This is a genomic window from Streptomyces sp. LE64 (assembly GCF_052606915.1).
Genome location: NZ_CP199708.1, coordinates 5,451,544 through 5,472,899 on the forward strand (window position 1 = coordinate 5,451,544; position 21,356 = coordinate 5,472,899).

A 21,356-nucleotide genomic window follows, 5' to 3' on the forward strand; every position below is an offset into this window, starting at 1 on the left:
GCTACGAGCGTTAAGCTGATCAAATGGCGGATAACCTGCTCATCCATGGTGGCAACGAGAACGCACTTCGTACACTGAAGGCCACCGGCCAGTATCGAGGCAGGGTCAAGGCGGCATATATGCGACCGCCGTGGGATGCACAGTGGGGGTTCGAGAACGACGAGGCTCCTGGCCGTGCTACCTGGCTCGGCATGATGCAGGTACATCTGCGTCTGGTGCGCGACCTGCTTTCTCCTGACGGCTCTGTGTGGGTACACGTGGACGATCAACAGTTCGCTGACTGCCGCGTGCTCATGGACAAGGTCTACGGCCGATCGAACTTCCTATCTACAGTCGTCGTTCAGAAGCCTCCAAGGAATCATTCCCCACACTTCAGGGGCAGTCACGACTACCTACTTGTCTTCGCTAATAATGCCTCGGCGTGGCGGCCGAACCCTCTCCCTCGTACAGTCGAATCAGAGTCGAGGTTCCAAAACCCTGACAACGATCCCCGCGGGCCGTGGAGAACGGTTGACCTGTCCTACCCCGGGTCGCGTGAGGAGTTGCGCTACGAAGTGGTAGGTCCGTCCGGAACCGCTGTACAACCACCTGACCGCCGGTCTTGGCGTCTCACGCAGCAGGAATTCCAAAAACTTGATCTCGATGCGCGTATCGCATGGTCGGCCGCCGGTCGCCCAAAGCTGAAGCTCCATCTATCGGAGGCGCCGGACAGGCCGCCCAACACGCTATGGAGTTCGGCTGATGTGGGGACAAGCTCTCAAGCGCGCCAGCACCTAATCGGACTGCTCGATGAAGTGCACCGGTCGACTCCGTCGCCGGAACAACTACTGAAGCGTATCCTCACGATCGCGACCAGACCCGGTGACCTGGTATTCGACTATTTCGGCGACTCAGGAACGGCCGCTGCAGTCGCGCACAAAACGAACCGCTGCTGGCTCGCTATTGACGGCGAGTTGAACGTTGTGCGTGACCGTCTGGACAAAGTAATCAGCGGTAGCGATCCAGGCGGAATCACACACGAGGTGAACTGGACGGGTGGTGGGCACTATGACGTAATGACGGCGACGGGATCCCATGGAGAATCCGGACCCCTTGAGTTGCAGGCCGATGAGGATGTGCGGATCCAGGTTGTCACGTACCGCAAGGACGGAAACATCGCTCCCGCATTGGACTCGACCGAGAAGTACCACCGATCCGCTCAGCTAGAGGTCATCAGGCAACGCCGCGAACTACTGCAGAAGCTTCGCGAGGCCGTCAGTGAAAGAAGTACGCTGGAATCTGTAGTTCAACGGCTAATCGAATCCAATCACTGGATCTTCGGGGGCGAATACACAGGAATCTCGACGCGACGTGACCTGTTCCCTCGTGACCAGCACGACATTCTTCTCGTGCGAGCTGACCAAAGCGTTCATGTCGTGGAACTCAAGAGGCCCGGAGTCCCGCTCGTCAGAAGATACCGCGGTAGTTTGATCATGTCGAACGAGGTGCACGAGGCGGTGAGTCAATGCAAGAACTACATTCAGAAAATGGATGACTCGGGAGCAACCCTACAAACGATTTACCGCACCGAAGATTCCCTTGAATACGATTTTCTTCGTGCGCGGGGAACTGTTGTGATCGGGAATCCCGATCTCGTGGAGGTGCCTGGCGTCACTCGGCAGATGGTCACTCATGCCATCCGTTCTTACAATGCGGACCAGGGCCGGGTGCAAGTTTTGACCTACATGAATCTGATCGAAAGAGCGGAAGAGGCACTCCGCTTCGACGAGAATGACCTCGAAAATCCTGGTATCGGGGGCGAACTTTGACGAGTACGCTTTAATCCAGGCGGACAACTCTATTAGCTCGTAGCCTGATTATGAGTGGGTCTTCTCGAGGCGTCGGTAGCGGATGAGGCTGCAGGCGAGGGAGACGAAGGCGTCGTGGAGTCCGGTGCGTCGTTGCCATTGGGCGGCGATGCGTTTGAAGTTGCGGAGCAGGGCAGAGGTCTGCTCCACAACGTAGCGGAGCTTGCCGCTGCTCTTGATGTTAGGTAATCCCTTGCGCGAGATGACAGGCAGGATCCGGCGCTCGTGCAACGCGTTCCGGTTCGGGTTGGAGTCGTAACACTTGTCGCCGAGCAGGGCGTCTGGTCGGCGGCAAGGACGGCCGGGGCGGCCCGCGACGGGTGGGATGCCGTCGACCAGAGCGAGGGTTTGGGTGACGTCGTTGACGTTCGCCGCGGTGGTGACCTTGAGTGGGGTGCCGTGGCCGTCGCAGATCAAGTGGTGCTTGCTGCCGGTCTGGCGCCGGTCGACCAGCGACAGACCGGTGTCGGGTCTCCTTTTTCGCGCGGATGTGGGAGCCGTCCACGCATGCCCGCGACGAGTCGAGTTCGCCGGCTGCGTTCAGCCGAGCAGGATCCGGTGCAGCCGGTCGAAGACTCCTCTCTTCTGTCACCGGTCCAGTCGGCGCCGGCACGTCTGCCCCGAGCCGAAGCCCAGCTCCAGGGGCAGGAGTTGCCAGGCTACGTCGTTGTAGAGGACGAACGGGATGCCCTACAGACAGAGCCGGCCCGGCACTGGCCGAGGCCCTGGAGGCCGTTCCGGCCAGGGCGGCAGGAGCTGCTCGATCAGCGCCCACAAGTCGTCGTCCATGATCCACGGCCGAGTACTCACACCGGCACGAACGGCCAAATCGTCACACCGGTCACGGCCAATCAGCACACTTCAACAAGATCGTGAGAGGCCGTATCTCAACCGAACGTGATCGGTTGATTTCTGCTGGTCAGGCATGGTCTAGCTCGGGGTGAGGGAGGCATGTCGCGTCTTGTGTTCGCTTCATGGGCGAGGGGTGCGCGGTGGCGTCGGTGCTGGGAATGCTGGAGGAGCGGGAGGCGGCTGCCCGGGTGCGGGTGGAGGGGCTGCGGGAGGAAGTCGCGCGGTTGGCTGAGGTGTTGGAGGCCGCGGAGATCGAGCTGGACCGGCGGGTGATCGCGCGGGAGGAGCTGGTCGAGGCCCTGGCCGTGTCCGCCGCCGAGACGACTGCCGTGACCGAGGCGAAGCAGGAAGCGGTGTCCTCACCGGTGCCGGGGTCGGTGGTGCCGCCCTGGCGGGACGGGTTGTCGGTGGCCGTGCTCGCGCCCGACTACCGGCGGATTCTGGGCGTGCTGGAGGAGCGGCGGTCCGCGGGCAAGGGACCGGTGAAGGCCAAGGAGATCGCGGCGGAGCTGGGCCTTGGGGCGGCGCCGGGGAAGGTCGAGGGGGTGCGGTCGAAGGCCAGGCGCCTGGCGGAACGTGGGTGGCTCCTCTTGGAGGCGTCGGGGATGTTCAGTGCCGGCCGGCGGCCTGTGGCCGTGCCAGACGCCGGCTCATCCGCGTGATCATCGACCACCGGATCACGGCCTCACTGCTGGCCGGCAACGTCTCGTAGTCCCGGGCCAGTCGACGGGAGTTCATCAACCACGCGAACGTGCGTTCTGCCACCCAGCGTCTGGGCAGCACCACGAACCCCGTCATGTCGTCGGTGCGCTTGACGATCTCCAGGGTCAGGGCGAGTTTGTCCCGGCACCAGTCGACCAGGCCTCCGGTGTAGCCGCCGTCGGCCCAGACGAGGGTGATGTCGCGGTGCAGGCGGCGCAGGCGGGTCAGCAGTCCTGCCGCGGCGTCCCGGTCTCCGATGTTCGCGGCGGTGACCGCGACGACCAGGAGCATGCCGAGGGTGTCGGTCACGATGTGGCGCTTGCGGCCCGGCACCTTCTTTCCGCCGTCGTAGCCGCGTGAGGCGGCCGGTACTGTCGCGGCGGCCCGCACCGACTGGGCGTCGATGATCCCTGCCGTGGGCTCGGCCTCGCGGCCTTCGCGTTCACGGACCTTCCCGCGCAGCCGGTCGTGGAACTCGGTGATCAGCCCGTGCTCGCGCCAGCGGCGGAAGAAGGCGTAGACCCGGCCCCAGGCGGGGAAGTCCGCGGGCATCGCCCGCCAGGAGATCCCGCCCGCGACCAGGTAGCGGATTGCGTCCAGCAGCTGGCGGTGGCAGTAACCCTCGGGGCGTCCACCCCGCCCGTTCAGCCAGGCCGGGACCGGCAGCAACGGCCGCACGGCCGCCCACTCCGCGTCCGTCATGTCCGACGGATACCGCCGCACCCGGTCGGGATGGTCCGCCGCGTTGCCGTACACGTGCGCGAGGCAATCACACGATGGTGCGGCCGAGTTGAACTGGACGGGCTCGGACACGTAGAACAAGGACACCAGGGCCTCCCGGTACTGCTCGATCAGATTCGCATCCCCGAGCTACCGAGAGGCCCTGTCTTCATGCGCGTACAACGGGAAGATCACCCGGGTGGGAAGCCTGTTCGAACCGCGCGTTCCATGATCGGTTGAGATACGGCTTCTGATACAAGCTTGAAGGAGTGAGTGCTTAGAAGACACCTGCTCTGTTCCGGTGCTTCCGCTCGTTCAGGGCTGACTACTCGACTTGCTGGCCTCTGTGATTCCGGCGCCAGCATGGTGGTTCGCCGATGGCAGACACATTGACCCGGGAAAGGACTGGAACCGTGCGGTGAAGCAAGCGAACCTAGATCAGCTCGCGGAAGAGTGCGCGAGAGCGGCGCAAGATAGCACGGGATCGCCGGTTACCCAAACCGGCGATTCTTCGGAGTATTGATGGTGTTCGGTCGCCGTGCGATTCGCCTGGGATGGCCGGACTGCCGTGTCTATCCATGCCTCACCCTCAAGGAGTTCTTCCATGACCGCAGTCGTCAATGAACAAACGTCTTATCTGTCCGATCGCCAGTGCTTCGCGATCCTGGACCGGGCCAGCGAAGATCCGCAGAACGGCCTCGCCCTGCGAGCCTTCCTGGCTTCCATCGCTCTCGCGGCTCTGCGCCCGGAGGAGGCCCGGGTGCTGCGCGTGCGAGACGTGGAACTCGTGGACGACGGCACCGGTTGGCTCATGGTCCACCCTCAGGCACAACAGCGCCTCGAGAAGGACCCGGACAGCGCCGGTACCGTACGGCGTGTTCCCGTCTGCCGCGCGTTGGCGGCGATCCTGCAGGAGGAGACCACCCGGCGCGATCTCCGCCCTGATGACGCGATATTTGTCCTCGACAACGGACGACCGCTGACCGCCCAGGTCTACCGAAAGACCTGGCAGCAGGCGCGAGCAGCAGCCCTGCAAGCACATGAACTGAACTCGCCGCCCGGTAGGCATGTCTCGGCTCTCCGTGACGCGCGCATCGCGGCGTGGCTGAAGAACGGCGACCAGACGGCGGGTCACATCCTTGCGGTGGCCGAATGCGCCGGAATGAGCGCTCCTCGCCTCGCCGAACGCTTCGCGAACTGCCTTCGCAAGCCGACCCGGGACGAAATCCCTTGGGACCGACTCGAAGCCGCCTTGGCCCTTCCTGAGCCGAGCCAGCCGACTTCGACCGCACGGCGTCCGTAGCGGCACACCGGGTCTCGGCTTGTCCGCGATTCTTCCCTGCCTCACGACAGGCAACGGCTGGGCGAACCAATGGTTTCCGCCCAGCCGGGCTCGCCTCTCCCGTCCCTCACAGAGAACCCCAGATGCCTGCACGACCCTTGCCTGCTCCCACTGCTTCCCCCACGGCGGTACGCGCGGCCTTCCTGACCGTGAAGGACGCCGCCGATTACCTGGGCCTCTCACCCCACACCCTCTACGTCTGGCGCCACCGCCGTCAGGGACCGCCGAGCTTCCGCATGGGCCCCCGCGGTCGCGTCATGTACCGAGTGGAAGCCCTCGACGCCTGGGTCCGCGAACAGGAGCAGGCCGACTCCCGCTCCAACCCCGCCCTCAACCCGCTCAGCGTCCGGCCGCAGGAGCGTCCCGCCCGCTTTACCACCGCCTGACACGGCCTCCTGCGACGCAGAACGCCGTCAGCCTCATCACAAAGGAGTTCCACCTGGCCGGCTACATAGAAGACCGATGGCTGAAGAAGCGCCCGAACCCGAGAACCGGCAAACGCGACCGCACCGCCATGTACGGCAAGTGCACCCGCTACCGAGTCAAGGGCATCCCCGGCGTCAAGGACCGTTCCTTCGACGCACTTCAGGACGCCAAGACCTGGCTCGCCCAGGCCCAGACAGATGCACGCCGAGGCGAGTTCGTCGATCCCCGCGACGGAGCAATCTCCCTCAAGGACTACATCGCGACCCACTGGTGGCCAACCCAGAGCGGTGACCCGTCCACGATCGAGCGGATTGAGCAGAGGGTGCGCCGCCACATCGTGCCCCACCTGGGTGCTCAGCCGCTCAACGCCATCGGCACGGAAGCCCTGCGGCACTGGAAGAAGCGGCTTGAGAAGGACCTCGGTCCTACCTCGATCCGTCTGGTCTGGGCGACGCTCTCCAGCGTCCTCCAGGCTGCGGTCGAGGACCGTCGCCTGGGACGCAACCCATGCCGGTCCAGCACGGTCGGGCCTCCGCCCGCGGCCCCTGGCAGGGTTGAGGCGTGGCCGCCCGAACGGGTCCTGGCGGTACGGGAGGCCCTACCGGACCGGTACCGGATCCTCCTCGTGATCGGAGCAGGTCTCGGACTCCGCCAAGGGGAAGCGCTCGGACTCTCAGCGGACGACATCGACTTCGAGAAGCAAGTCGTCCACGTCCGGCGGCAGATCAAGATGGTGCGAGCGAAACTGTGCTTCGCGCATCCGAAGGGCCGCAAGGTCCGGGACGTGCCGCTGCCGGCCAGCGTGGCCCGGGCCATCCGGCAGCACATGGAGCAGTTCGCGCCGGTGCCGGTCACGCTGCCCTGGGACGACCCGACTCCGGCCGAGACGCCGGTGGAGGCCAAGCACCGACGGCCCAGGACCTACAGCCTCCTCGTGACGGGACGCGAGCGGAAGGCCATCAACCGGAACTACTTCAACTCCTACGTGTGGAAGCCCGCTCTGGCCACGGCAGGTGTGATCGCCGCGCTGGACGAGGGCAGCGCAGACGGTGCCCGTGTGTGGGAACCGTCCCGGGAGCACGGCTTCCACGCCCTGCGCCACTTCTTCGCCTCCGAGGAACTGGAGGCCGGCGAATCGGTCGTCTCCCTGGCACGCTGGCTGGGGCACTCCGACCCCGGGTTCACGCTGCGGAAGTACTCCCACTTCCTGCCCCGCGCCGGCGCACGAGGCAGCGCCGCCATCGACGCGATCTTCGCGTAGCCGCGACCGGCCCGCTGGGCCCGTGGAGTGTGGCTCGTAGCCCGCCGCAGGCCCAAAGTCCCAGAGAAGTCCCAGACATGCCGCCGCACCCCTCCCTGGCCCGCTAAATGGCAGATCAGATGGGGTGCGGCGGCATCGTCGTGTCAAATGTCGCGGAAGGTCTCGATCTGCGCGCCGACCGAGTTCAGCCGCTCCGCCAACTCCTCGTAGCCGCGGTTGATGACGTACACGTTCCGCAGCACGGACGTGCCCTCCGCGGCCATCATCGCCAGGAGGACCACGACCGCCGGGCGCAGCGCGGGCGGGCACATCATCTCGGCGGCGCGCCAACGGGTCGGGCCCTCCACCAGGACCCGGTGCGGGTCGAGGAGTTGCAGCCGGCCGCCGAGGCGGTTGAGGTCGGTGAGGTAGATCGCCCGGTTGTCGTAGACCCAGTCGTGGATCAGCGTCTGGCCCTGCGCGGTCGCCGCGATGGCCGCGAAGAAGGGGACGTTGTCGATGTTCAGGCCCGGGAACGGCATCGGGTGGATCTTGTCGATGGGCGCCTCCAGCTTGGAGGGGCGCACCGTGAGGTCGACCAGCCGGGTGCGGGCGTTGTCGGCGACGTACTCGGCCGAGCGGTCGTGGTCGAGGCCCATCTCCTCCAGGACCGCCAGCTCGATCTCCAGGAACTCGATGGGCACCCGGCGGATCGTCAGCTCGGACTCGGTGACCACGGCGGCGGCCAGCAGACTCATCGCCTCGACCGGGTCCTCGGAGGGGGAGTAGTCCACGTCGACGTCGATGGTGGGCACGCCGTGCACGGTCAGCGTCGTGGTGCCGATGCCGTCGACCCGGACGCCCAGCGCCTCCAGGAAGAAGCACAGGTCCTGCACCATGTAGTTGGACGAGGCGTTGCGGATGACCGTGGTGCCGTCGTGCCGGGCGGCGGCGAGCAGGGCGTTCTCGGTCACCGTGTCGCCCCGCTCGGTCAGCACGATGGGGCGGTCCAGGGTCACCCCGCGCTCGACCTCGGCGTGGTAGAGGCCCTCGGTCGCGGTGATGTCCAGCCCGAACCGGCGCAGGGCGATCATGTGCGGCTCGATGGTGCGGGTGCCGAGGTCGCAGCCGCCCGCGTAGGGCAGCTTGAAGTGGTCCACGCGGTGCAGCAGCGGACCGAGGAACATGATGATGGACCGGGTGCGGCGGGCCGCCTCCGCGTCGATCGCCGCCATGTCGAGTTCGGCGGGCGGCACGATCTCCAGGTCGACGCCGTCGTTGATCCAACGGGTGCGCACCCCGATGGAGTTGAGGACCTCCAGCAGACGGAAGACCTCCTCGATGCGGGCGACCCGGCGCAATACGGTGCGCCCCTTGTTGAGCAGGGTCGCGCAGAGCAGCGCCACACAGGCGTTCTTGCTCGTCTTGACGTCGATGGAGCCGGACAGGCGGCGCCCGCCCACCACCCGCAGGTGCATGGGGCCGGCGTAGCCGAGGGACACGATCTCGCTGTCGAGGGCCTCGCCGATGCGCGCGATCATCTCAAGGCTGATGTTCTGGTTTCCGCGCTCAATACGGTTGACGGCGCTCTGGCTGGTTCCGAGCGCCTCGGCCAGCTGACTCTGGGTCCAGCCGCGATGCTGCCGTGCGTCACGGATGAGCTTGCCGATGCGTACGAGGTAGTCGTCTGCCATGTGCCGCAGGCTATCTCAGATATGAGATGAAGTTACCCTCGGGGTGCGCCATTGGAGTTGGCGGGTGACCCGGCCGGGTGACGGGGCCACCCGAGCGGCCCGGCGTCCCGGGGTCGGTGCGGAGCCGCGGCCAGGGACCGGACACCGCTTCGATGTTCGCCCCGCCCCCGCGCCGCCGGCAACCGCACCCGGGCCCGTTCGGGTGGGCGGCCGGTTCGGGCGGTACCGACGGGCGCGGTCCGCCGCGCGTTCCCATGGGTGCGCGGCGGACGGCTCCGCGGGGGTCGTCGCTGCGGCCCGCCGGGCGGGTGCGTCGCCCCGCGGCGGCTGACCGGCCGTCCGGGGCCGTCCGCCGGTCGTTCAGCCGGCGAGGACCTCCGCCACCGCGAGGCGGGCGGCGCGGTTGGTGCGCGGGGCGAGCGGCGCGAGTCGGGCGACGGTGTGCTCCAGCCAGCCCGGGTTGCCGAGCCAGGCGGCGTGTCCGGCCTCGACGGTCTGCCGGAGCAGTTCGCCGACGAGCAGCACCTCGCTCACCGGGTAGTCGCGGTCGTGGTGGCTGAACCGCCCCACCCAGTTCTCGTCGGGCTGGCGCAGCGTCGCCCGCAGGCAGGAGTCCTGCGGGGCGGCCTCGGGGCCGGGGTGGCCGGTCGGTGCCGGGGAGCCCGGCCACCGGGTCGAGGTGACCAGGGTGTCGAGGTTCAGGAACCGGTCCCACGCAACCAACTGCTCGGGGGCTCCGGCCGCGCGGTGGGCCACCCCCTCGGCGCGGAACTCCAGGAAGGCCCCGCCCGCCCGGGCGACGTCCCCGACGACCCAGCCCGCCCCGTTTTCCCCCGGATGTCCGACGCGCTCCAGCGGCCCCAGACGCGCTTGCATGATCCCCCCTGGTGTTGGTGCTTGGCAGGACTTTATCCGGCTGTGGGACCCCCGGACGCCACACCGGCCTCCGGTCGTCGACGAAGGGTCCGCCGGGTGGGGGCGCGGCCCCGCCCGGAACCCCCGCCCCGGGGCCCCGGGGGCCGTCTGACCAGCGCCGTCGACCGCCTCCTCGGTGCGCTCGGCCGGTTTCGGCCAGGGTGGAGGGGGCGGGTCCGGGGCGCTTCCGGCCATGCCACGGGGTGGTGCGGCGCGCGCTGCCGTGCCGCGGGGGGCCGCGCCGTGGTGCGCGGGCGGCGGAACGGGTGCATCGGAGCGCGGAGGGGAGACCGGGCGGCCCCTGGGCATGACCGAAAGGCCGCGATGTACTAGGGTTATCTCGACATCGAGATATCTGCCTAGGCGTACCGCAGCCGCCACCTCGGTAAGGTGAACCTAACTTAGCCTTACCTTAGCGGATCGGCGAGAGCCCGTGGCGGCAGGATTGCGATTGCGGTAGTACGCGCAATGAAGAAGGAGACTGTCGTGTCGGCGAACAGCTTCGACGCCCGCGCCACGCTGAGCGTGGGTGACGAGTCGTACGAGATCTTCAGGCTGGACAAGGTCGAGGGCTCCGCCCGTCTTCCCTACAGCCTCAAGGTGCTGCTGGAGAACCTGCTCCGCACCGAGGACGGCGCCAACATCACGGCCGACCACATCCGTGCGCTCGGCAACTGGGACTCGCAGGCGCAGCCCAGCCAGGAGATCCAGTTCACGCCGGCCCGCGTGATCATGCAGGACTTCACCGGCGTGCCCTGCGTGGTGGACCTCGCCACCATGCGCGAGGCCGTGAAGGAGCTGGGCGGCGACCCGGCGAAGATCAACCCGCTCGCCCCGGCCGAGCTGGTCATCGACCACTCCGTCATCGCGGACCGCTTCGGCACCAACGACGCGTTCGCCCAGAACGTGGAGCTGGAGTACGGCCGCAACCGCGAGCGCTACCAGTTCCTGCGCTGGGGCCAGACCGCCTTCGACGAGTTCAAGGTCGTCCCGCCCGGCACCGGCATCGTCCATCAGGTGAACATCGAGCACCTGGCCCGCACCGTCATGGTGCGGAACGGGCAGGCGTACCCCGACACCCTGGTCGGCACCGACTCGCACACCACCATGGTCAACGGCCTCGGCGTGCTGGGCTGGGGCGTCGGCGGCATCGAGGCCGAGGCCGCGATGCTGGGCCAGCCGGTCTCCATGCTCATCCCGCGCGTCGTCGGCTTCAAGCTGACCGGTGAACTGACCCCCGGCACCACCGCCACCGACCTGGTGCTCACCATCACCGAGATGCTCCGCAAGCACGGGGTGGTCGGCAAGTTCGTCGAGTTCTACGGTGAGGGCGTCGCCGCCACCTCGCTCGCCAACCGCGCCACCATCGGCAACATGTCGCCCGAGTTCGGCTCCACCGCCGCGATCTTCCCGATCGACGGCGAGACCCTGAACTACCTGCGTCTGACCGGCCGCAGCGACCAGCAGGTCGCCCTGGTCGAGGCGTACGCCAAGGAGCAGGGCCTCTGGCTGGACCCGGCCGCCGAGCCCGACTTCTCCGAGAAGCTGGAGCTGGACCTCTCCACGGTCGTCCCCTCCATCGCCGGCCCCAAGCGTCCGCAGGACCGCATCGTCCTCGCCAACGCCGCCGAGCAGTTCGCGCTGGACGTCCGCAACTACGTCTCCGACGACGAGGAGGCGGGCAAGGAGTCCTTCCCCGCGTCCGACGCCCCGGCCTCCGCCAACGGCGTGCCGAGCCGCCCGACCCAGGTCACGGCCCCCGACGGCACCACCTACGAGATCGACCACGGCGCCGTCACCGTCGCCGCGATCACCTCCTGCACCAACACCTCGAACCCGTACGTCATGGTCGCCGCCGCGCTGGTGGCCAAGAAGGCGGTCGAGAAGGGCCTCACCCGCAAGCCGTGGGTGAAGACCACCCTCGCCCCGGGCTCCAAGGTCGTCACCGACTACTTCGACAAGGCCGGGCTCACCCCCTACCTCGACAAGGTCGGCTTCAACCTGGTCGGCTACGGCTGCACCACCTGCATCGGCAACTCCGGCCCGCTGCCGGACGAGGTCTCCAAGGCCGTCAACGAGCACGACCTGGCCGTCACCTCGGTGCTCTCCGGCAACCGCAACTTCGAGGGCCGGATCAACCCGGACGTCAAGATGAACTACCTGGCGTCCCCGCCGCTGGTCGTGGCCTACGCCATCGCCGGCTCCATGAAGGTCGACATCACCAAGGACGCCCTGGGCATCGACCAGGACGGCAAGCCGGTCTACCTCCAGGACATCTGGCCCACCGAGGCCGAGGTGAACGACGTCGTCGCCAACTCCATCGGCGAGGACATGTTCAACAAGTCCTACAGCGACGTCTTCGCGGGCGACGCCCAGTGGCAGGCGCTGCCGATCCCGACCGGCAAGACCTTCGAGTGGGACGCCGAGTCCACCTACGTCCGCAAGCCCCCGTACTTCGAGGGCATGACGATGGAGACCGTCCCGGTCACCGACATCGCCGGCGCCCGGGTGCTGGCCAAGCTCGGCGACTCGGTCACCACCGACCACATCTCCCCGGCCGGCGCCATCAAGGCCGACACCCCGGCCGGCAAGTACCTCACGGAGCACGGCGTGCAGCGCCGCGACTTCAACAGCTACGGCTCGCGCCGCGGCAACCACGAGGTCATGATCCGCGGCACCTTCGCCAACATCCGCCTGCGCAACCAGATCGCGCCGGGCACCGAGGGCGGCTACACCCGCGACTTCACCCGGGCCGACGCCCCGGTGTCGTTCATCTACGACGCCTCCCGCAACTACATCGACCAGGGCATCCCGCTGGTCGTCCTCGCGGGCAAGGAGTACGGTTCCGGCTCGTCCCGCGACTGGGCCGCCAAGGGCACCGCGCTGCTCGGCGTCAAGGCCGTCATCGCCGAGTCCTACGAGCGCATCCACCGCTCGAACCTCATCGGCATGGGCGTGCTGCCGCTCCAGTTCCCCGAGGGCGGCACGGCCGAGTCGCTGGGCCTCACCGGCGAGGAGACCTTCTCCTTCACCGGCGTCACCGAGCTGAACGAGGGCACCACCCCGCGTACCGTCAAGGTCACCACCGACACGGGCGTGGAGTTCGACGCGGTCGTCCGCATCGACACCCCGGGCGAGGCCGACTACTACCGCAACGGCGGCATCATGCAGTACGTACTCCGCCAGCTCGTCGGTTCCTGACCTGATGTGAACGAGCGCTCCGCCCCCGCTCCTCGCGGGGAGCGGGGCGCTCGCGCTCGACGGGACGGACGACGCGCCTGCGCGTCCTTCGACGAGGAAGAGCCCCGCACCTGGTACCGGGTGCGGGGTCTTTCCGTCCCGGGGCTGCGCGGCCTGGCCACCGGATGCGCAGGAGGCCGGGGGTGTGGGCGGCGCCGTTCTGGTGGAGCGCCGGGACCGGGTGGAGGTTGCGGCTCTGTCCAGGGTGTCGGTCGGGGTCGTGGACAACTGGTGGGCGAGGTGGCAGGCGGTGGCCGGGCGGCGCCGCGGTCGCGTCCGCGGGGCCGACGTGTGGGTGAGCATCAGGTGTCGTTGGGAGGCTGAGCAGGCCGTCCTTGACCGCCCCCCGTCCGATCCGGGGCTTGACGGGCTGTCGAACAGGATCCGGAAGTGTTCGCGTCTGACGGCAGGAGGCGTGGCCGGCGGGGCGAGGACCAGGGCGAAGGCGGAGAACGGTGAGTCGAAGACGGCGATCGCGTCCGTCTGTCCGCTGTGTGGACAGATCCTGTTGCAGGATTCGGATGTGTGATTCTCTGTCGGTATGACCTCGTTCGTGACCCGCCGCCATGTCGACCACGGGCGCGTGACCACGATGGTTTGTCCCGCCGTGAGCTGACGGTTCGCTCCGGCCCCGACGCGACCGGTCGCCTTGCCGTTCCACCCCGTCCGCATGCCGGAGCGCCCCAGCCCGCGTGCACGCACCGGCGCGCGCCCTTTGCACCAGGGAGAATCATGAGCCAGCCCGTCGACTCCGTCACCGCGGGGCGCACCTCCGACGAGGGCCCCGCTGTGGCTGCCGCCCCCGCCTGGTCCTTCGAGACCCAGCAAGTCCACGCCGGAGCCGTTCCGGACCCCGCCACCGGTGCGCGTGCGGTGCCCGTCTACCAGACCAGCTCCTTCGTGTTCCGCGACACGCAACACGCCGCCGACCTGTTCTCCCTCGCGGAGCCGGGCAACATCTACACCCGCATCCACAACCCCACCACGGATGTGCTGGAGCAGCGCATAGCCGCTCTGGAAGGCGGTGTCGCAGCGGTGGCGGTGGCCTCCGGGCAGGCCGCGGAGACCCTGGCCGTTCTCACCCTCGCGGGGGCGGGCGACCACATCGTCTCCAGCACCTCGCTGTACGGGGGCACCTACAACCTCTTCCGGCACACCCTGCGCCGCTTCGGCATCGAGGTCTCCTTCGTGGACGACCCGGACGACGTCGACGCCTGGCGCGCCGCGGTCCGTCCCCGCACCAAGGCGTTCTTCGCCGAGACCCTGGGCAACCCGCGCGGCAACGTCCTCGACGTCCGTGCCGTCGCCGACGTCGCCCACGAGGCGGGCGTCCCGCTGATCGTCGACAACACGGTGCCCACCCCGTACCTGGTGCGGCCCGTGCAGCACGGCGCCGACATCGTCGTGCACTCCGCCACCAAGTTCCTCGGCGGACACGGCACCACCATCGGCGGCGTCGTCGTCGACGGCGGAACCTTCGACTTCGGTGCCAACGCCGAGCGCTTCCCCGACTTCAACGAGCCCGACCCCAGCTACCACGGCCTGCGGTACTGGCCCGCGCTCGGCCCGAGCGCCTTCGCGATCAAGCTGCGCGTCCAACTGCTGCGCGACATCGGTCCCGCCCTGTCCCCGCACTCGGCCTTCCTGCTGCTCCAGGGCGTGGAGACGTTGTCGCTCCGGATGGAGCGCCACTCCGCCAACGCGCAGGCCCTCGCCGAGTGGCTGGAGGGCCGCGACGAGGTCGCCGCCGTCCACTATCCGGGACTGCCGTCCAACCGCTGGTACGAGGCCGGTCAGCGCTATCTGCCCCAGGGTGCCGGAGCGGTGCTCACCTTCGAGCTGAAGGACGGCGTCGAGGCGGGCAAGCGCTTCGTGGACGGTGTCGAACTGTTCAGCCACCTGGCCAACATCGGCGATGTGCGCAGCCTGATCATCCACCCGGCTTCCACCACCCACAGCCAGCTCGACGAGGAGCAGCTCGCCGCCACCGGCACCACGCCCGGACTGGTGCGGCTCTCCGTCGGCATCGAGAACCTGGCCGACCTCAAGGCGGACCTGGAGGCCGGCTTCCGTGCGGTGAAGGGCGCGCCCTGAACACCGTGACCACCTCCGAGATCCCCCTTCCGCAGGCCACCGGAGCCTGGCGGGAGGGGGATCCTCCCGGGCAGCGCCGTTGGCACGCCCTCCCGGAACCGCTGGCCCTGGAGTCGGGCGGGCGGCTCCCCGGCGTGCGGATCGCCTACGAGACCTGGGGCCGCCCGGCTCCGGACGGCTCCAACGCCGTCCTGGTGCTCCACGCACTCACCGGCGACAGTCACGTCTCCGGTCCCGCCGGCCCCGGCCATCCCCAGCCCGGCTGGTGGGCCGGGCTGGTCGGTCCCTCCCTCGCGTTGGACACCGACCGCTGGTTCGTCGTCGCGCCGAACGTGCTCGGCGGTTGCCAGGGCACCACCGGCCCGGCCTCCGTGCGCCCCGACGGCCGTTCCTGGGGGAGCGCGTTCCCCCGGCTCACCCAACGTGACCAGGTCGCCGCCGAGGCGCAGCTCGCCGACGCCCTCGGCGTCGACCGCTGGGCCATGGTGGTCGGCGGGTCGATGGGCGGGATGCGTGCCCTGGAATGGGCGGTGTCGTATCCGGAGCGCGTGGGGCGCCTGTTGTTGCTCGCCACCACGGCTGCGGCGAGTGCCGAGCAGATCGCCTGGGCCGGCGTCCAACTGCACGCCATCCGCGCGGACCCCCAGTGGCGCGGTGGCGACTACCACGACGCGGGCCCGGGGCGCGGCCCGCACGCGGGACTGGGCGTCGCCCGCCGCCTCGCCCACGTCACCTACCGCAGCGAAGCGGAGTTGCAGGACCGGTTCGGTCGTGCGTTCCAGGGCGATGAGGACCCCGGACGAGGGGGGCGCTACCAGGTCGAGTCCTATCTGGACCACCACGCCGCCAAACTCGTCCGCCGCTTCGACGCGGGGAGCTACGTCACCCTGACCGAGGCCATGAACGGTCACGACATCGGCCGGGGCCGCGGCGGAACGGCCGCCGCCCTGCGGCGGGTCACCGCCCGGACACTGGTCGCCGGGGTCGATTCCGACCGGCTGTACCCGCTGTACCAACAGGGGGAACTGGCGGACGGCATCCCCGGCGCCGACCGCCTCCGGGTGATCGAATCGCCCTACGGCCACGACGGGTTCCTCGTCGAGACGGACCAGGTCGCCTCGCTGGTGCGGGGCTTGCTGGAGGCATCCGGGTAACGCCCCCACGCGGAAGACGTGTCCACGCCCACGAGCGCGTGCTCCCTCGCGGGTGATCTCCTGCCCGCCCACCGCGCGCGATGAGCGGCCCCGCCGCGGGCGGGTTCCTCCCGGCCCGCCCCGCGCACGACGTCGCAGGCGGGGGCGCCAACCGCCGCGGGATCTCAGTCGGTCGCCAGGGCGTCGGACGGCAGGCCGAGTTCCGTCTCCGCCACGGTGCGGGCCAGGTGCGCGATCGGGTCGGTGCGGGCGCCGGCGCTGGTGTTGATGTAGACGCTGGTCCCGTCGATCGCGACGAGGATGCGCACGGCCGACGCCCATGGGTCCGCACAGCGGAAGAGCTGCGCCGCCGTCCCCGCTGCTATGAGCTGTTCGATGCGGCGGCACCAGAGCAGTTCCTGTTCGATGACGTGGTCGCGGAGTGACGGACGGTAGCGCGAGAGGTGCCGCGCATTCATCCAGAGCTTGCTGACGTTGTCGAATTCGGTGCCGGCGATCAGGGCGAAGAAGCGCCGCAGCGCGCTCAGCGGGGTCCCGTGCTCGGGGCCCTCGGGGGCCTGGGGGAGGAGGGCGTCCAGTTCGGCTCTGGCCGCGCTGGTGAACGCCTCCGCCACCAGGATGTCGGCGGCGGGGAAGTAGTGGCTGACCAGCCCGGGCTGGACCCCGAGTTCGTCGGCGATCCGCCGCAGGGTGATGCACTCCAGCCCCTCGGCGAGGCCGACCAGCGCGGCGGCGCGGACGATCTCCTGTCGCCGCTCGGTGGGTGTCTTGCGAGTTCGGGTGCCGGAATCCCTTGACGTCATGGAGCGAATGCTATTGAGTGAGTGACCAATCAGCAATTGGCCAGGTGACCAATAGCGAAGTGGCTGCCCAGACCGCAGCCCGGCACGGCCCGTCCCCGGCACCCGGGGCGTGACCGTCCGCCCCTCGAACCGGGACCCGGACGCACCGTGTCGGCCCTCGATCTCGCGACGCGGGGACACCCCGCGCGCAGACCGGCGCACAGCACCTGTACAGGAGACCAACGTGCACGACACCCGCACCGATGCCGGCGAACTCGCCGAGTACGGATACCAGCAAGAGCTGAAACGCACCCTGTCCGCATGGGCCGTGTTCGCGATCGGATTCGCGACGATCTCGCCCGTCGTCGGGGTCTACGCCGTCGTCCAGCTCGGGTTCGTCTTCGCGGGCCCCGCGTGGATCTGGGCGGTCGTCGTGGCCTTCCTCGGCCAGTTGCTGGTCGCACTGGTCTACGCCGAGCTGTCCTCCCAGTTCCCGATCACGGGCGGGGTCTACCAGTGGGTGCGCAGGTTGGGCGGGCCCCGGCTCGGCTGGCTGGTCGGCTGGATCTACCTGGCCTCCGCCGTGGCCTCCCTGACCACCGTGGCCTACCTGGGGGCCGGCTGGCTGCACATGCTCTTCGCCGACGGCACCCTGTCGGCCGCCACCCATGTGCTCCTGGGCGTGGTGTTCGTCGCGGTGGCCCTCGGGATCAACCTGCTCGGCGTCAACCCGGTGAAGCACTTCCTCAACGCCGGCATCATCGCCGAGGGTGTCGCCTCGATCGCCGTGAGCGTGTTCCTGCTGCTCTTCGTGCACAACAACGGCTTCGGCATCCTCTTCGAGACGCTCGGGGCGGAGTCGGTCTCCGGCGGCTCGGCCATGGCGGGCTTCCTGACCGCCCTGGCAGTCGCGGGCTGGGCGTTCCTCGGTTTCGACGCGACCACCCAGGTGGCCGAGGAGACCGAACAGCCGCGACGCAGCGTCCCCAGGGCGTTGCTGCGCGCCTACCTCTTCGTCGCCCTCACGGTCCTGCTGACCGGCCTCGCCGTGACGCTCGCGCTGCGCAAGCCCGAGGACGCGGTCTCCGGCGCCCTCGCGGACCCGGTCTTCACCGCCGTCACCGAGGGGCTCGGCGGGTGGAGCGAGAAGCCCTTCATCCTGCTGGTCCTGATCGCGTTCATTGCCTGCGCCATCTCGATCCAGACCTACATCGGCCGTGCGGTCTTCTCCTTCGCCCGCGACCGTCAGTTGCCCTTCTCCGCGAAGCTCGCCACCGTGGGACCACGCCAGATCCCCTACGTCTCGCTGATCGCCACGGCCGTACTCGCCAGCCTCGGACTCCTCCTCGGGCTGAACGGCAACGCTGCCGCGACGCTGATCGCCTTCGGCTCCGGCGGCTTCTACTTCATCTTCCTCAGCGTCGCGGTCGTGGCGCTCGTCGCCCGGCTGACCGGGCGCTGGAACCCCGGCGCCGGCCGGTTCAGGCTGGGACGGGTCGGCTTGGCCGTCAACGTGCTCGCCGTCGTGTGGCTGCTCTTCGAAGCCGTCAACATCGCCTGGCCCCGGGTCGAGCTCGCCCCGGCGGACGGTAGCTGGGTCCAGGTCTGGGCCGTGATCCTGGTCTTCTCCGTCCTCTTCGCCGCCGGGCTGCTCTACGTCCTGATCGCCAAGCCCCACACCAAGCTCCCCGCCGCCGCGGCCTCCCCGTCCACCACCCCGACCCCGGAAGAAGTGCAGGCGTCCTGATGTCATCGAAGAACTCCCCCGCCATCGTCTTCGATCCCGCCGAGGGACTGGGCCGACGTGAGGTGTCCGTCCGGTCCGCCGGGCCGGGCGAGGTCGAGATCGAGGTACGCGCGGCCGGCGTGTGCCACTCCGACCTGCACGTGGTCACGGGCGACTGGCCGAGCGACCGCCCGCTCGTCCTCGGTCACGAGGCAGCCGGGGTGGTGACCGCGGTCGGGCCCGGCGTCACCGCCCTGGAGGCCGGTGACCACGTCGTCCTCTCCTGGTTCGCGCCGTGCCGCCGCTGCCGCAGGTGCGTCGCCGGGCAGGCATGGCTGTGCACCGGCACCAAGGCCGTGTCCAACACCCACCCCGACGGCACGACCCCGTTCGCGGACGAGCGGGGCGAGCCGGTGTGGCCCTACCTCGGGCTGGGCGCCTTCACCCGGCGGATGGTCGTGCCGGAGGTCGCCGCGGTGAAGGTCCCCGACGAGCTCCCCTTCGGCATCGGCGCGCTCCTCGGCTGCTCCGTCACGACCGGCGTCGGCGCCGTGGTGAACACCGCGGGCGTCCGGGCCGGCGAGTCCGCCGTGGTCATCGGCACGGGCGGCGTCGGGCTCTCCGTCGTGATGGGCCTGCGTCTGGTCGGAGCCGACCCCGTCATCGCCGTCGACCTCTCGGCCGAGCGGCTCGCCACGGCTCGCCGGTTCGGCGCCACCCATACCCTCGACGGTGCCGGGACCGATGTGGCGGCCTGGTGCCAGCAGGAGTTCGGCGGGGTCGACTACGCCTTCGAGGCGATCGGCAACCCCCGGGTCATCGGCACGCTCCCGGCGATGCTCACCTCGGGCGGCGCCGCGGTGCTGGTGGGCATGGCGGCGACCGGTGCGACGGCGTCGTTCAACCCCTTCGACCTCGCTGACCAGGGCAAGAGTATCCTCGGTTGCAACTACGGCTCCAGCATCGGTGAGATCGACATCCCGAAACTGGCCCGTCTCTACCTGGCAGGCCGGTTGCCCTTGGACGACCTGGTCGGCCGCACCCGGCCGCTGCACGAAGCGGCGGAGGCCTTCGACGACCTCCGGTCGAACACCGGCGTCCGAACGATCCTCGAACCGTGACGTCCCCACGCCCGACGCGGCCCGGCACCCGCACTCACCGGGGCGACGGAGGCCGCGCCCGTCTTCCCCACCAGCTCCAGGAGGCATGATGTACGCCGTCACCGACCCGACCACCGGCGAGGTCACCGCTACCTACCCGACCGCCACGGACGCCGAGGTGGCGGCGGCCGTGGACGCCGCCCACGCGGCCACCGCCTGGGGGCGCACCGGCTCCGTGGCCGAGCGCGCGGCACTGGTGCGACGCCTCGGCGACCTGCACGCCGAGCACCGGGGCGAGCTGGCCGCGAGCATCGTCCGGGAGATGGGCAAACCGCTCGCGGAGGCGGAGGGCGAGATCGACTTCTGCACCGAGATCTACCACTACTACGCCGACCACGCCGAGGAGTTCCTCGCCGACGAACCGCTGGACGTCCTTTCCGGTCCCGGGACCGCCGTGCTCCGGCGCAGCCCGGTGGGCGTGCTCCTCGGCATCATGCCGTGGAACTTCCCGGCCTACCAGGTCGCCCGCTTCGCAGCCCCGAACCTGGCGCTCGGCAACACCATCGTGCTCAAGCACGCGCCGCAGTGCCCGGCCACCGCGGCGCTGCTGGAGGCGCTGTTCACCGAGGCCGGTTTCCCGACCGGGGCCTACGTCAACGTGTACGCCACCAACGAACAGATCGCCGAGGTCATCGCCGACCCCCGCGTCCAGGGGGTCTCCCTCACCGGGTCGGAACGGGCCGGCGCGGCCGTCGCGGAGATCGCCGGGCGGCACCTCAAGAAGGTCGTCCTCGAACTCGGCGGCTCCGACCCCTTCGTCGTCCTGTCCACCGACGACCTCGACGCCGTCGTCGAGTCCGCCGTCGCCGCCCGCCTCGACAACACCGGGCAGGCGTGCAACGCCGCCAAGCGGTTCGTGGTCCTCGACCACCTCCACGACGCCTTCGTCGAGCGGTTCACCGCCAGGCTGCTCGCCAGTGAGACCGGTGCGCCGCTGTCCTCGGCCGCCGCGGCCGAGAACCTGGGGCGACAGGTCGACGCGGCGGTGGCCCAGGGAGCCACCCTGCACAGCGCCGGGCAGCGGCACGGCGCCCACTTCCCTGCCGGAGTCCTGACCGGCCTCACCACCGAACACCCCGCGGCCCGGGAGGAACTGTTCGGGCCCGTGGCGATGGTCTTCGCCGCCGTCGACGAAGAGGACGCCGTGCGGATCGCCAACGACACCCCCTACGGCCTGGGCTCGTACCTCTTCACCACCGACCCGACGCAGGCCGCACGGGTCGCCGACCGGATCGAGGCCGGCATGGTCTTCGTCAACGGCGTCGGCGCCGAGGGGGCCGAACTGCCCTTCGGCGGCGTCAAGCGCTCCGGGTTCGGGCGGGAACTCGGGCGGCCCGGGATCGACGAGTTCGTCAACAAGAAGCTCATCCGGACCGTGGCCTGACGGCCCGCAGTCGGCGCGCCCCCGGGCGGCGCCGGGGCGAGGCGCGGTCCCGCACGGGCTGCACCGCCGCCGAGCCGC

The 21,356-nt window shown here is 69.3% G+C and carries 15 protein-coding genes and 1 pseudogene; 11 read left to right on the plus strand and 5 right to left on the minus strand.

The window, feature by feature from the left end:
* The first annotated feature begins 23 nt into the window (after positions 1-23).
* A complete protein-coding gene (locus ACSMX9_RS24365) occupies positions 24-1,808 on the plus strand; it encodes a Shedu anti-phage system protein SduA domain-containing protein (RefSeq protein WP_445396962.1) in 1,785 nt (594 codons plus the stop codon).
* 48 nt (positions 1,809-1,856) lie between these two features.
* Here ACSMX9_RS24365 and ACSMX9_RS24370 read toward each other — a convergent pair.
* Positions 1,857-2,636 (minus strand): annotated as a pseudogene (locus ACSMX9_RS24370) (IS5 family transposase).
* A gap of 185 nt (positions 2,637-2,821) precedes the next feature.
* Here ACSMX9_RS24370 and ACSMX9_RS24375 point away from each other — a divergent pair.
* On the plus strand, positions 2,822-3,361 hold the full coding sequence (locus ACSMX9_RS24375) for a hypothetical protein (RefSeq protein ID WP_445396964.1): 540 nt from the start codon (positions 2,822-2,824) through the stop codon (positions 3,359-3,361).
* Here the strand turns inward: ACSMX9_RS24375 and ACSMX9_RS24380 are convergent.
* Positions 3,309-4,103, minus strand: coding sequence for an IS5 family transposase (locus ACSMX9_RS24380; RefSeq protein WP_445402961.1), 795 nt, complete (start codon positions 4,101-4,103; stop codon positions 3,309-3,311). The two genes, ACSMX9_RS24375 and ACSMX9_RS24380, sit on opposite strands and share 53 nt — an antisense overlap.
* 622 nt (positions 4,104-4,725) lie before the next feature.
* On the opposite strand from ACSMX9_RS24380, the gene ACSMX9_RS24385 reads away from it, so the two are divergent.
* The 3 genes from ACSMX9_RS24385 to ACSMX9_RS24395 all read left to right on the plus strand — a co-directional run bounded on the left by ACSMX9_RS24385 (position 4,726) and on the right by ACSMX9_RS24395 (position 7,150).
* Positions 4,726-5,424: a hypothetical protein gene (locus ACSMX9_RS24385; RefSeq protein ID WP_445396966.1), complete on the plus strand. Its 699-nt coding sequence runs from the start codon at positions 4,726-4,728 to the stop codon at positions 5,422-5,424.
* Positions 5,425-5,546: 122 nt separating this feature from the next.
* Positions 5,547-5,849 (plus strand): helix-turn-helix transcriptional regulator, encoded by a 303-nt coding sequence (locus ACSMX9_RS24390; RefSeq protein WP_445396968.1) that lies wholly within the window; start codon positions 5,547-5,549, stop codon positions 5,847-5,849.
* 128 nt (positions 5,850-5,977) lie between these two features.
* The gene (locus tag ACSMX9_RS24395; protein WP_445396970.1) at positions 5,978-7,150 is read left to right on the plus strand and encodes a tyrosine-type recombinase/integrase; all 1,173 of its coding nucleotides are present in this window, start codon (positions 5,978-5,980) and stop codon (positions 7,148-7,150) included.
* 143 nt (positions 7,151-7,293) lie between these two features.
* On the opposite strand, the gene ACSMX9_RS24400 is transcribed toward ACSMX9_RS24395, so the two are convergent.
* Both ACSMX9_RS24400 and ACSMX9_RS24405 read right to left on the minus strand, forming a co-directional pair.
* A complete protein-coding gene (locus ACSMX9_RS24400; protein WP_351239635.1) occupies positions 7,294-8,823 on the minus strand; it encodes a helix-turn-helix domain-containing protein in 1,530 nt (509 codons plus the stop codon).
* Between the two features lie 360 nt (positions 8,824-9,183).
* Positions 9,184-9,699 (minus strand): hypothetical protein, encoded by a 516-nt coding sequence (locus ACSMX9_RS24405; RefSeq protein WP_445396972.1) that lies wholly within the window; start codon positions 9,697-9,699, stop codon positions 9,184-9,186.
* A gap of 525 nt (positions 9,700-10,224) precedes the next feature.
* Between ACSMX9_RS24405 and acnA the strand changes: the two genes are divergently transcribed.
* The 3 genes from acnA (at position 10,225) to metX (ending at position 16,226) form a co-directional block, all read left to right on the plus strand.
* Entirely contained in the window at positions 10,225-12,939 is a 2,715-nt protein-coding gene (gene acnA / locus ACSMX9_RS24410; protein WP_445396974.1) for an aconitate hydratase AcnA, read from the plus strand.
* 771 nt (positions 12,940-13,710) lie between these two features.
* Complete coding sequence (locus tag ACSMX9_RS24415; protein ID WP_445396976.1) at positions 13,711-15,072, plus strand: bifunctional o-acetylhomoserine/o-acetylserine sulfhydrylase; 1,362 nt, start codon at positions 13,711-13,713, stop codon at positions 15,070-15,072.
* Entirely contained in the window at positions 15,069-16,226 is a 1,158-nt protein-coding gene (metX, locus tag ACSMX9_RS24420; RefSeq protein ID WP_445403086.1) for a homoserine O-acetyltransferase MetX, read from the plus strand. The genes ACSMX9_RS24415 and metX overlap by 4 nt, the downstream gene beginning before the upstream one ends.
* 164 nt (positions 16,227-16,390) lie before the next feature.
* Here the strand turns inward: metX and ACSMX9_RS24425 are convergent, their stop codons facing one another.
* Entirely contained in the window at positions 16,391-17,029 is a 639-nt protein-coding gene (locus ACSMX9_RS24425; protein ID WP_445396978.1) for a TetR/AcrR family transcriptional regulator, read from the minus strand.
* A gap of 223 nt (positions 17,030-17,252) precedes the next feature.
* On the opposite strand from ACSMX9_RS24425, the gene ACSMX9_RS24430 reads away from it, so the two are divergent.
* The 3 genes from ACSMX9_RS24430 to ACSMX9_RS24440 all read left to right on the plus strand — a co-directional run bounded on the left by ACSMX9_RS24430 (position 17,253) and on the right by ACSMX9_RS24440 (position 21,278).
* The gene (locus ACSMX9_RS24430) at positions 17,253-18,755 is read left to right on the plus strand and encodes an APC family permease (protein ID WP_445396980.1); all 1,503 of its coding nucleotides are present in this window, start codon (positions 17,253-17,255) and stop codon (positions 18,753-18,755) included.
* A complete protein-coding gene (locus ACSMX9_RS24435; protein ID WP_445396982.1) occupies positions 18,755-19,855 on the plus strand; it encodes an alcohol dehydrogenase catalytic domain-containing protein in 1,101 nt (366 codons plus the stop codon). The genes ACSMX9_RS24430 and ACSMX9_RS24435 overlap by 1 nt, the downstream gene beginning before the upstream one ends.
* A gap of 85 nt (positions 19,856-19,940) precedes the next feature.
* Positions 19,941-21,278, plus strand: coding sequence for an NAD-dependent succinate-semialdehyde dehydrogenase (locus tag ACSMX9_RS24440; protein WP_445396984.1), 1,338 nt, complete (start codon positions 19,941-19,943; stop codon positions 21,276-21,278).
* The last annotated feature ends 78 nt before the right edge of the window (positions 21,279-21,356 follow it).

Excerpts from the sequence above, each read along its gene's own strand:
- ACSMX9_RS24365 (WP_445396962.1), top strand. The coding sequence starts at position 24 with ATGGCGGATAACCTGCTCATCCATGGTGGCAACGAGAACGCACTTCGT.
- ACSMX9_RS24375 (WP_445396964.1), top strand. The coding sequence starts at position 2,822 with ATGGGCGAGGGGTGCGCGGTGGCGTCGGTGCTGGGAATGCTGGAGGAG.
- ACSMX9_RS24380 (WP_445402961.1), bottom strand. The coding sequence starts at position 4,103 with ATGACGGACGCGGAGTGGGCGGCCGTGCGGCCGTTGCTGCCGGTCCCG.
- ACSMX9_RS24385 (WP_445396966.1), top strand. The coding sequence starts at position 4,726 with ATGACCGCAGTCGTCAATGAACAAACGTCTTATCTGTCCGATCGCCAG.
- ACSMX9_RS24390 (WP_445396968.1), top strand. The coding sequence starts at position 5,547 with ATGCCTGCACGACCCTTGCCTGCTCCCACTGCTTCCCCCACGGCGGTA.
- ACSMX9_RS24395 (WP_445396970.1), top strand. The coding sequence starts at position 5,978 with ATGTACGGCAAGTGCACCCGCTACCGAGTCAAGGGCATCCCCGGCGTC.
- ACSMX9_RS24400 (WP_351239635.1), bottom strand. The coding sequence starts at position 8,823 with ATGGCAGACGACTACCTCGTACGCATCGGCAAGCTCATCCGTGACGCA.
- ACSMX9_RS24405 (WP_445396972.1), bottom strand. The coding sequence starts at position 9,699 with ATGCAAGCGCGTCTGGGGCCGCTGGAGCGCGTCGGACATCCGGGGGAA.
- ACSMX9_RS24415 (WP_445396976.1), top strand. The coding sequence starts at position 13,711 with ATGAGCCAGCCCGTCGACTCCGTCACCGCGGGGCGCACCTCCGACGAG.
- ACSMX9_RS24425 (WP_445396978.1), bottom strand. The coding sequence starts at position 17,029 with ATGACGTCAAGGGATTCCGGCACCCGAACTCGCAAGACACCCACCGAG.
- ACSMX9_RS24435 (WP_445396982.1), top strand. The coding sequence starts at position 18,755 with ATGTCATCGAAGAACTCCCCCGCCATCGTCTTCGATCCCGCCGAGGGA.
- ACSMX9_RS24440 (WP_445396984.1), top strand. The coding sequence starts at position 19,941 with ATGATGTACGCCGTCACCGACCCGACCACCGGCGAGGTCACCGCTACC.